The sequence below is a fragment of the Enterococcus ratti genome (assembly GCF_001886195.1).
GTDB lineage: Bacteria > Bacillota > Bacilli > Lactobacillales > Enterococcaceae > Enterococcus_B > Enterococcus_B ratti.
On record NZ_JXLB01000035.1, the window covers coordinates 1 to 10,811 of the forward strand.

Sequence of the window (10,811 nt, forward strand, 5' to 3'; positions counted from 1 at the left end):
GTCATCGACAGATGACTTTACCCTCTAATCTTAGTATGTTTTTTAAAACCTAATATTTGGCCAAAAAACTTGATAGTAAAGTTAAGCCTTTTTCTAACACTTCTTTTTTACAGCAATAACCTAAACGCGCATGTTTTGGCAAACCAAATGCACTTCCGGGAACCAGCAACACACCTGTTTCTTCTAACAACTCCACACAAAATTGGGTATCTTCACCTTCGATAGCCAATTTAATAAAAGAAGTCGATACATAATTAGGCGCAACCAACGCTACTTTGGACTCAGAAGCTGCCCATTTTTTTAAAAGCGTGAGGTTTTCTGAAATAATTGCTTTGTTTCGATCGAGGATTTTTTCTTTATTTTTTAATACGTGAACCGCCAGCTCATCAGATAAAACACCTCCACAAATCATCGTATAATCTCGATATTTTCTGAAATTTTCTGTTAATTCTTCGTTAGCTGCGATCCAGCCAATCCGTATTCCCGGTATCGAGTACGTTTTTGAAAGGGAGTTGGTGGCAATCCCTTTGTCATATAAATCAGCTATCGAAACAAAGTCACCAGTATCTGTCAACGGTGCATAAACTTCATCAACCAATACATACGCCTTTATTTTTTTAGCAATTACAACAACTTGCTCTAATGTTCTTCGGTCTAGTAATGTTCCTGTAGGATTATTCGCACTATTTAAACAAATTAGCTTTGTTTCAGGTTTCACTGCTGCCGCTAATTTTTCTACATCAAACTGCCAATTTTCTTCTTCTTTTAATTGAATAAAATCTACGTTAGCTCCCAAGGACTTGGGAATATCATAAAGCTGTTGATAAGTCGGTAACATGGAAACTACATGATCACCCGGCTTAATTAACGCATACAATACTAATAGATTTGCCCCTGTTGCGCCATTTGTCTGCAAAATATTTTGAGGTTCAACTTTATTATAAAGTGCTGCTACTCGTTCTTTAAATTCAGTGGAGCCTTCAATCCAGCCATAATCTAAAGAAATCTGCCTTCGTTGTTCAAAAAAATCTTTCACCGACGTTCCATCCAATTCAATCAACTCTTCCAAAGTTAGTGCTTCGATAGAGCTTTGAGCAATATCATACACTGCTTTTTTTTCCCAATGATTAAGCCATTCTTCCACACCAAAATTTGCAATATCCATTTAAAATTCCTCCTATATCTTAATCGTTCCTACAGCAAGTAATAAAATTGAAAGGAGTGCTGCACCGACAATCATTCCAATCGTTAGCTTTTCTTTGCCTGTCATTTGATGATTGGTTTCCTGACAAGTCTTCCAATAAAAATAAAAACCCGGAATATAAGCAATGCTACATAATAAAACATATGAAAAACCGGCTAAAGTGATCCCTGCTACTTCAAAAGTAACAGCAAGACTACCGATAGCAACTTGTTTATAATTTTTTTGCTGAAAAGAAAATTGAACTTGATACCAACCGACTAATAAATAACAGATCAAAATAGCCGCTGTACACAATGAATAAGCAAATTGATATGCATAATCTGTTAACAAAAATGTTAATAAAAAAAGATTCGTTAAAATTGCAGTTAACATCAAAGAATAAGTAGGTGCCTTTTTATTATTAGTTTTTCCAAAAATTTTTGGTAGCAATCCTTGCTGTGCCATTAGCCTCGTTGTCTCTGCTGGCAACATCGTCCAAGAAAGCCATGAACCAATAATTGAGAGAATCAGTCCAATATTAATAACCACCGCTCCCCAATTTCCAATAGCTTCCCTTAAAATATTAGCCATTGCAGGTTGTGAAATCATTGCAAGTTTGCTTTGAGGCAAAAGTCCGTAGGGTAATAAAGAAGCAAAAATATAAATAAACAACAAACACACTAAACCCAAGATTGTCGCTTGTTGTGCATCCGAACGTTTTTTTGCTCGATTGGCTAAAACGCTTGCGCCTTCGATCCCGACAAATACCCACATCATTACCATTAAGCAACTTTTGATTTGTTCCCAAAGACTTGCTTGAGCAGAAGTGGAATACGTAAGATTTTCTGACATATTTCCCCAAAAATCAGCTGTAAACACTTTTAATTTGAAGGAAAGAACCATAAAAATTATAAATAAAAATAAAGGCACTAATTTGCAAAACGTCACGAGTATATTTATCACACTAGCACTTTCAATTCCATTATTCACTAATAAAGTTAATCCCCAAATAAATAAACTCGCCAAAAGAATTGAGGAAAGGTTTTGCCCTCCTTTAACTATTGGAAAAAACTCCCCCATTGCATTCATCAACATAGTCGCAAAAGCCACATTTCCTAGCCAAGCCGACAGCCAATAGCCCCAACCGCTAATAAATCCACCTAACTTTCCAAAAGACGCTTGCGCATAGCCGAAAATACCTCCGTCTAAATCTGGATGTTTTGCTCCTAAATGATTTAATGATAAAACCAACGCTACCATACCGATTCCTACAACTAGCCATGCCACCATTGCTGGAGCAGGAGCAGCAGTCCTTGCTAAATCACTCGTAATTCCAAAGATCCCACTTCCTATCGAAGAACTGACTACTAAAGCCACCAATCCTAATTTACTAATTCCTACTGTTTCTTTCGCCATTTCCCTCACACCTTTTTTTATTCAGTTTTAAAAAATGATTATTCATACAAAAACAGCCATATATAAATATATTTATTCATTTTAATAGATATTATGTACTTTTTATTCGCTTTTTTCAAGATTTATTTGAATAAAAATACAATATTTTTTAAAAGTCTAGAAAATCCGCTTACATTTTTTACTTTCACCATTTTGATCTATCCTCCTTTCTTTGTAAGAACAATCAATTGGTTTATTTACTAACAGTACCAGTTAAAAAAAAGAAGGCTAGCACCTTCTCTTAATGATGTGATTTCTTATTAACTTAAACATATTGTAATACTTTTGTCTCTTGGTAAGCATGATCAATTAAGCCTCCACCCAAGCATTCCATCCCATTATAAAATACGACTGCTTGTCCGGGTGTAATTGCACGTACCGGTTCATCAAAAATAACATCTGCACGGTTACCTTCTAGTAGGTGAACCGTAACAGGTACATCCTGTTGGCGATAACGGAATTTAGCACTACATTTAAATTCCTTTGGCATGCTTTCATTTGTAGTAAAGTGAATCTCACTTGCATCAAGACTGGTAGCATACAATGCCGGATGGTGAAATCCTTGCCCAACATATAATGTATTGGTAGCCAAGTCTTTTCCTACAACAAACCATGGTTCTTGAGAAGTGCCACCGCCACCGATACCTAAGCCTTGTCGTTGACCAATTGTATAATACATCAAACCAGCATGTTGTCCTTTCACTGTACCATCAAGCGTCACCATATTTCCTTTTTTTGCTGGCAGATAGTTACTTAAAAATTGTTTGAAATTCTTTTCGCCAATAAAGCAAATCCCTGTTGAATCTTTCTTTTTAGCCGTAGCTAAACCGGCACGTTCTGCTATGGCTCGTACTTGCGTTTTTTCCATACCCCCTAATGGAAACATAGTTTTCGATAATTGTTCTTGTGACAATTGGTTAAGAAAATACGTTTGATCTTTGTTCTTATCTACCCCGCGAAGCATGTGAGAAATGCCATTTTCATCTTTTACCACTTGTGCATAATGTCCAGTAGCTACATATTCCGCCCCTAAATCCATAGCATAATCCAAAAAGGCTTTAAATTTGATTTCTTTGTTACACATCACATCTGGATTAGGGGTGCGACCGGCACGATATTCTGCTAAAAAATATTCAAAAACACGATCCCAATATTCTTTTTCAAAATTGACAGAATAATAGGGAATGCCAATTTGTGAAGCAACTTTTGCAACATCTTTATAATCTTCTGTAGCTGTACATACGCCATTTTCATCCGTGTCATCCCAATTTTTCATAAAAATTCCAATAACGTCATAGCCTTGTTCCTTTAATAAAAGTGCTGTTACAGATGAGTCGACACCGCCGCTCATTCCAACGACAACGCGTGTCTTGCTGTTGTCTTTCATCGTATCACCATCATTTCAATTAGATTCTGAAACATCTACGAGTTGAAGGTCGCAACTTTTCAGTGCTTTCCATTATACGATATATTTTTGAAAATTTCACCCTTTATTTCTCAAAGCGTGAAATCGTTTCTTTTATCAAAAAATGAAAAAATAATGTCGTAACGAAGATCGTTTTCACAAAAAGCACTACCAATTAACAAGTAAAGTGATCACTCAAAACATACAGACTTTTTTCAACATATTGTATTATTAGGGTCATGATATAGTAGGACAACAAATAAGTGACAAGCAAATAATTAAACATTTAAAAACGCTCTTCTTACTTGTAAGCAGAGATTAAAATATTGGAACTATGTTTTAGAGATATCTCCAATTACTTTTGAAAAACCAGCCATTATGAGCAACCATACTTTCTTATATATATGAATTATTTTTCATTTTATTACTACAACATTCCTTTTTAAAAAAGAAGCAACTTTCCTTTTCTGTTGCTTCTTTTCTTCTTTTCTATTTATCACTTATTTTTTCAAATAATCCACGGCTAATCATACTATCCATTAAAAAATAAAATTTATCTTGACACATTTTTTGCTTGTCATCTTTAAAAATATTGACGGCTTTTAACCCATTCGCTGTAGTAATCGACATCTTTAACGTTTGGAGGTCTTTTGAAACTGTGATTTTTAATTTAAGCCCAGTCTTACTTTGAGGGGTAGCGTCTAAAGGACGAATTAATTGATAGTTACCGCCATTTGTTTCTGTAAACCCATTGTCTTTAAGCGTATAGCGTTTTGCGTCTGAATGCAGGCGATAACTTGTCTTCGCCCCTAATACTGTGGCTGTTTTTGCAAATGCCATAATTCTCACCTCGGTAAAATTAGTTTCTTCTTTTATTATAAAAGTTTCTTTCTTTATTTACTAGGTTTTTCTTTCTCAAAGTGATTGTACTAGAACGTCAATAAAGCGTTTAATTTCTTCTGTAGTATTCCCATAGCCAAAACTAATACGAATCGATTCTTTTAAAATTGGGGTATTTTTTCCATACATGGCTTCTAATACATGAGAAGGTTCGATATTTCCTGCAGTACAAGCAGAACCAGTAGAAATCGCAATCCCATTTAAATCTAACTTCATTAAAAGTAACTCGTTCATCACTCCGGAGAGACGTAGATTTAGCACGTGAGGCAATTTATTTTTTACATCCCCATTTATTTGATAAGGGATTCCTTCTTTTTCCAGAGTAGTCAAAATTAATTGTTGAAATTCGGTATATTTTTTATTTCTTGCTTGTCGTTCTTCACTAGTAAGAACACTGGCTGCTTGAGCCATTCCCCAGATTCCTACAAGATTTTCTGTACCTGCACGGCGTTTTTCTTCTTGTTCTCCGCCTAAAAGCAGCGAAGGAATGTTGACTCCATCTTTCTTATACAAAAAGCCCACACCTTTTGGTCCATTGATTTTATGTGCAGAAACACTTAATAGATCAATTCCTAATTCTTTGGGATGAATGGTTTGACTTCCATAAGCTTGTACAGCATCTGTATGAAAATAAGCTGGGTGATTCTGTAGTCGTTCCCCAATTTCTTTTATCGGCATTAAATTACCGGTCTCGTTATTGCCAAACATGATTGACACTAAAATGGTGTCTGCTCTTAATGCCTGCTCAAATATTTCTAACGAAAGATTGCCCTTTTCATCCACAGGTAAATAGGTTACTTCAAAGCCTTTCGTTTCTAAAAATTTCATTGTATTCAGTACAGCTGGATGCTCGATTGCTGTCGTAATCAAATGATTGCCTCGTGTTTTACGTGAAAAAGCTGTTTCAAGAATTGCTGTATTGTCTCCTTCTGTTCCTCCGCTGTTAAAAATAATTTCATGCTCACTGACTTGTAGACTATTAGCAATCATTTGTCTGGCCGTTTCTAGCTTTTCATGAGCCATTCGTCCAAATCCATGAATACTCGAAGGATTCCCAAATGTTTTTTGCATCATCATAGTCATTTCTTGAATAACTTTTGGGTGCATGGGTGTAGTTGCTGCATGATCCAAGTAGATTTTTTCCAACACTTTTCATCCCTTCCAAATAGAACTAGACACATTCTAGCATAAAATAATCAAGTTCCCAAAAGAACTATTCCTTAAATTGTTAGCAACTAGAATGAAAAATAAGACTCATTTGACAATCGTTGGATTCACGATAACCAAACAAATCTTATTTGCACTAAAAAATAATTAATCAAAACTTTTTTCTTCTAAGCGAAACAACGGACTCATTGGTGTATTTTCATGAATTCGTTTAACGGCTTCTCCCATGAGGTTTGAGCAAGTAATAATCGTTAAATTATTTGGGTGACGCTTTATTTGCGTAAAAACAGAATCAGTGATGCAAATATCTTTAATCGGTGCGTCTTCTAAAATTTGCTTGGCAGGAAACGACAATAGTCCGTGTGAAGCACAAGCATAAATCTCTTTTGCGCCATTTTCTTTTAAAACTTTTGCTGCTCGAGACAGAGTTGCACCAGTATTTAAGATGTCATCCACCATGATACAGATTTTTCCTTGGACATCTCCAATCACATAGCTACTATTTTCATTCACATTTTCTGCATGATCAACGATCGCAAGGGTACTATTTAAATACTCAGAAAGACTTCTTGCGCGTTGAACGCCACTGTTTTTTGGAGATACGACAACAATGTCATCACCTATTAAACCAAGTTGTCGATAATAATGAGCAAATAATGGCATTGTAAACAAGTTGTCTACAGGAATATCAAAAAATCCTTGCACTTGAACGGTATGCAGATCCAATGTTAACACACGAGTGGCACCGGCTTCTTGCAACAAATTTGCAATCAGTTTTGCTGTGATTGGTTCATGAGGCTTGGCTGTTCGGTCTTGTCTTGCATAACCATAATAAGGTAAAACGATATTAATTGTTTTAGCACTGGCACGTTTCATCGCATCAATCATAATTAACAGCTCCATATAGTAATCATTGACGGGTTGATTCGTTGATTGTACAATATAAACATGATCTCCACGAATACTTTCTTCGATATTGATCGAAATTTCTCCATCACTAAATTGCTTTACTACACTTTTTCCTAGCTCTGTTCCAAAAACTTTTGCAATTTTTTCTGCTAATGGTCGATTGCCATTTAGACTAAAGATTTTCAACCTGTCATCCTGATACTTTTTACCCATGTTGTCCTCCCTAAAGTTCTCTCTTCTTCGATAGTTTAACACACTTTTTCAAGTTTTTCTGTTTATTTCTATAAATATTTAAGGAAGTGAAACTGTTCCATTGCACCATCTAGCAGGGATGATTTGCTGAGTATTTCCCCAATTATCGTGTACTTTGTAAAAACGTGCTCCTGAAGAAGATTCATAATAAGCATATGCCGTTACCCAATGATTCCCATACGTGCTTCCCAACACTTTCAAGACACCTAAAAGCACAGGTTTTCCTTGCCGTATTCGCTTGGTTGCTCGTTGCCAAGAACCTAAAAACGTGCTTCGTGCTGCTAAGGAATTGCCGGCATGTGCTAAAAATTTGGTTATTCCTTTACTGACTTGTAAAGGAACTGTCGGCAAGCCTAAAGGTTGGATTGTTTTTCTTAAAGCTTCAGTTAGTTGCTGACAATCTTTACTGCCTTTTTCTCGTAAATTTGGCGGGAGATAAAATTCATTCTGAAAATCCTGATAATAAGCAAGAAGTACTGTCGCAGCATAAGTACCACAAAGATATCCAGAAGGAGTACGCCAATTTTTGTAATTTAAAAAACGTTTTTCAGGTACCCCTATCCAGCAATCTACGAATGCTGACTGCATTTTTTTTGAGGTAATTAATGACTCATAAGTTTCATAAATTTTCAATTCGTCAGGCACAATATCTTTTTTCGTTTTAAACGTTTGATATGATTCCATTTTTTCTAGATAAGAATCGGCTGCTGGTCCATATTCAAGTGGTTGTTTATTTTGGTCAAGAATCAAATAACTGCCATCTTCAAAAATCAAGGTGAATACTAAATTCCCTTCTTTAGAGATGAACGGTTCAATCGCATTTAAACGTTTCTTTTTGCCGTCTATCGTTAAATCAATTATTTTCTTTCTTACATCTTTCAGAATTAATCACCTCCGACTCCTCAATTATAAGGTAAAAAATGAGAAAAATAAATGAGAAAAACCATAGGCAGCCACACGTTACTGACTAATCTTTTACCATGGATTTTCTTCTTAAAATTTGTTTATTCCTTCGTTTTGTATCATAATAGAAATATTAGACAAAAACTATTTTACGAGGAGTGATGAGTGAATGAACAAAGAACGTTTAAAACAAGACTTTTTCGAAGCAGTAAATGAAGAATGGTTAAAAACTGCAAAAATTCCTGCCGACAAACCAGCGGCTGGTGGCTTTCAAGACTTAGTAGACGAAATTGACGAACGCTTAATGAAAGACGTGGATCAAATGCTAGTTGATCCTCAAATAATCGAATCAGAGAAGATGCGTCATTTTCTTTATTTTTACCAGTTAGCAAATGACTATGACAGAAGAAACAAGTTAGCTGAAAGGCCATTAATTCCTTTGCTGGAACGGATTGAAAAAATCGAATCTTTTGAAGACTTAAACCAACAATTACCAGAATGGACACTAGCTAGTTTACCGCTGCCGTTAAGTTTAGATGTAGATGCTGATATGAAAAATGCTCAAACAAATGCTTTATTTGCTTATCCTCCGGCTTTGTTTTTACCAGATAAAACGTACTACACCGCAGAACACCCAAATGGAAATCAATTATTAGGAGTTTTCTTTGATATGATGGTTCAATTAGTCGAACTTTGTGGAAAAGAAAAGAGCCAAGCAGAAGCCATTGTAGAACAAGCGATTCAATTTGATAAATTAATCGCTCCGCACGTAAAAAGTTCCGAAGAAAAAGCCGATTATAGTACTATGTACAACCCACAATCTTTTGAAACCTTCATTCACCACACTGAACAATTGGATTTGGAAAAGCTAATAGTGGGCTTAATTGGTACAACACCGGACAAAGTAATCGTTACTGATCCTGCTTACTTTGAACAATTAGCAAAACTTTTAACTGTCGATCATTTTCAATTAATTAAAAGTTGGATGATTGTAAAAACAGTTCATTCACTAAGTCGTTATCTATCAGAAAAATTCAGACAAGTGAGTGGAATTTTTTCTCGGGCTCTTTCAGGCATCGATGAAGCAATGCCGCAAAAAAAAGCAGCCTATTATTTAGCTGCTAGTCAATTCGATCATGTAGTAGGCAATTATTACGGGAAGAAATACTTTGGCGAGGCGGCAAAAAAAGATGTGGAGCAAATGATTCAAAAAATGATTCGTGTGTATAAAAAACGCTTGGAAGAAAACAACTGGTTAAGCCGTCATACTAGAAAAAAAGCCATCATCAAACTAGAAAAACTAGGCATACAAGTTGGCTATCCGGAAAACATTCCTTCTTTATTCAACCAGTATAAAACTGTCACAAAAGAAAAAGGCGGAACACTACTTTCTAATGCTTTAGCCTTTAGTAAAATAGCTATAAAAGATCGCTTTGCTCGCTGGAACCAGCCAGTGGATCGTACCGAATGGGAAATGAGTGCTGATACGGTAAATGCTTATTACCATCCATTTAGAAATATCATCGTTTTTCCCGCCGCCATTTTACAAGCACCTTTTTATAGCTTAACCCAATCAAGTGCAGCAAATTTCGGTGGAATTGGTGCTGTCATTGCACATGAAATTTCCCATGCTTTTGATAATAATGGCGCTTTATTTGACGAATACGGCAATTTAAATAATTGGTGGACGGAAGAAGATTTGATACACTTTCAAAATAAAGCCCAAGCTATGATTGAAGAATTTGATGGTTTACCTTTTGCCGATGGACAAGTCAACGGCAAACTCACAGTCTCTGAAAACATTGCAGACGCCGGCGGTCTAAGTTGTGCATTAGAAGCCACAAAAACACAAGAAAGCTACTCACTAAAAGATTTCTTTTATAGCTGGGCCACCATCTGGCGCACAAAAGCAAAAAAAGAATATCAACAACTGCTGCTGCAAATCGACGTACACGCTCCAGCTAAATTACGTGCCAACGTTCAACTGAAAAACCTTGATGAATTCTATGAAACATTTGCAGTTAGTGAAGAAGATGACATGTACCTCCCCCCTGAAAAACGTGTGCATATTTGGTAAAGCTGTAAAAATTACTATCGGCTGTAAAAATTACGAACACAACCTTAAAAACAGTTCCTCATTTTTTTAGACTTTAGATTTAATTTTGCAAAAGTCATGCTATGAACACTGTGTATCCAAATATTTTAAAAAAGACGCTTTATCCTTATTAATAAAGTCAAAAAGAGACTGGGATAATAATCAGAGAGAAATTTGATTATTGCCCCAGTTTTTTTATTTTTGGGTACACAAAAAGCATTCGTCCATGTTAAGATTAAAGCATCTAAACCCAACCAGAAAAGAAGCGAGTGCCCTTATGTTTAAAGATTAAATCCATTCTTAGATCAATTTTTATAGTAGCACAAAGAGCTACCAGAATACATTGGGGCAAACGTAGGTATGGTAGTGAAATTATATGTATATTCACAGTGTTCTACATAATCCTTTCTTAATTACTTATAACGGTTACTATAAAGAAATTCAAAAGAAAGTGAATCCGCCCATTTTACATAGAAAATTGATCCTACCTTAAAGAAGAAAATGATTATTTTGGCAAAACGTTTCGATTACTTTTGAATAAA

General features: G+C 35.6%; 8 protein-coding genes. 1 reads left to right on the top strand and 7 read right to left on the bottom strand.

What is annotated here, in order from left to right:
• Positions 1–49: 49 nt before the first annotated feature.
• From RV14_RS11200 to RV14_RS11230, 7 genes are all read right to left on the bottom strand, one after another.
• Positions 50–1,165, bottom strand: a complete 1,116-nt coding sequence (locus RV14_RS11200; RefSeq protein WP_071856327.1) for an aminotransferase — start codon at positions 1,163–1,165, stop codon at positions 50–52.
• A gap of 12 nt (positions 1,166–1,177) precedes the next feature.
• Positions 1,178–2,599: an arginine-ornithine antiporter gene (arcD, locus tag RV14_RS11205; protein ID WP_071856328.1), complete on the bottom strand. Its 1,422-nt coding sequence runs from the start codon at positions 2,597–2,599 to the stop codon at positions 1,178–1,180.
• Between the two features lie 304 nt (positions 2,600–2,903).
• Positions 2,904–4,025 carry a tRNA 2-thiouridine(34) synthase MnmA gene (gene mnmA, locus RV14_RS11210; RefSeq protein ID WP_071856329.1) on the bottom strand — a complete coding sequence of 374 codons (1,122 nt, stop codon included), beginning with the start codon at positions 4,023–4,025 and terminating at the stop codon, positions 2,904–2,906.
• A gap of 507 nt (positions 4,026–4,532) precedes the next feature.
• Positions 4,533–4,883 carry a DUF1831 domain-containing protein gene (locus RV14_RS11215; RefSeq protein ID WP_071856330.1) on the bottom strand — a complete coding sequence of 117 codons (351 nt, stop codon included), beginning with the start codon at positions 4,881–4,883 and terminating at the stop codon, positions 4,533–4,535.
• 75 nt (positions 4,884–4,958) lie between these two features.
• Positions 4,959–6,089 (bottom strand): cysteine desulfurase family protein, encoded by a 1,131-nt coding sequence (locus RV14_RS11220; protein WP_071856334.1) that lies wholly within the window; start codon positions 6,087–6,089, stop codon positions 4,959–4,961.
• A gap of 168 nt (positions 6,090–6,257) precedes the next feature.
• Entirely contained in the window at positions 6,258–7,232 is a 975-nt protein-coding gene (locus RV14_RS11225) for a ribose-phosphate diphosphokinase (RefSeq protein WP_071856331.1), read from the bottom strand.
• A gap of 78 nt (positions 7,233–7,310) precedes the next feature.
• Positions 7,311–8,153, bottom strand: coding sequence for a dihydrolipoamide dehydrogenase (locus tag RV14_RS11230; RefSeq protein WP_071856332.1), 843 nt, complete (start codon positions 8,151–8,153; stop codon positions 7,311–7,313).
• A gap of 190 nt (positions 8,154–8,343) precedes the next feature.
• Here RV14_RS11230 and RV14_RS11235 point away from each other — a divergent pair, with 190 nt between their 5' ends.
• Complete coding sequence (locus RV14_RS11235) at positions 8,344–10,251, top strand: M13 family metallopeptidase (protein ID WP_071856333.1); 1,908 nt, start codon at positions 8,344–8,346, stop codon at positions 10,249–10,251.
• Positions 10,252–10,811 lie beyond the last annotated feature (560 nt).

Coding starts and splice junctions, on each gene's coding strand:
- mnmA (WP_071856329.1), bottom strand. CDS start 4,025: ATGAAAGACAACAGCAAGACACGCGTTGTCGTTGGAATGAGCGGCGGT.
- RV14_RS11225 (WP_071856331.1), bottom strand. CDS start 7,232: ATGGGTAAAAAGTATCAGGATGACAGGTTGAAAATCTTTAGTCTAAAT.
- RV14_RS11215 (WP_071856330.1), bottom strand. CDS start 4,883: ATGGCATTTGCAAAAACAGCCACAGTATTAGGGGCGAAGACAAGTTAT.
- arcD (WP_071856328.1), bottom strand. CDS start 2,599: ATGGCGAAAGAAACAGTAGGAATTAGTAAATTAGGATTGGTGGCTTTA.
- RV14_RS11200 (WP_071856327.1), bottom strand. CDS start 1,165: ATGGATATTGCAAATTTTGGTGTGGAAGAATGGCTTAATCATTGGGAA.
- RV14_RS11235 (WP_071856333.1), top strand. CDS start 8,344: ATGAACAAAGAACGTTTAAAACAAGACTTTTTCGAAGCAGTAAATGAA.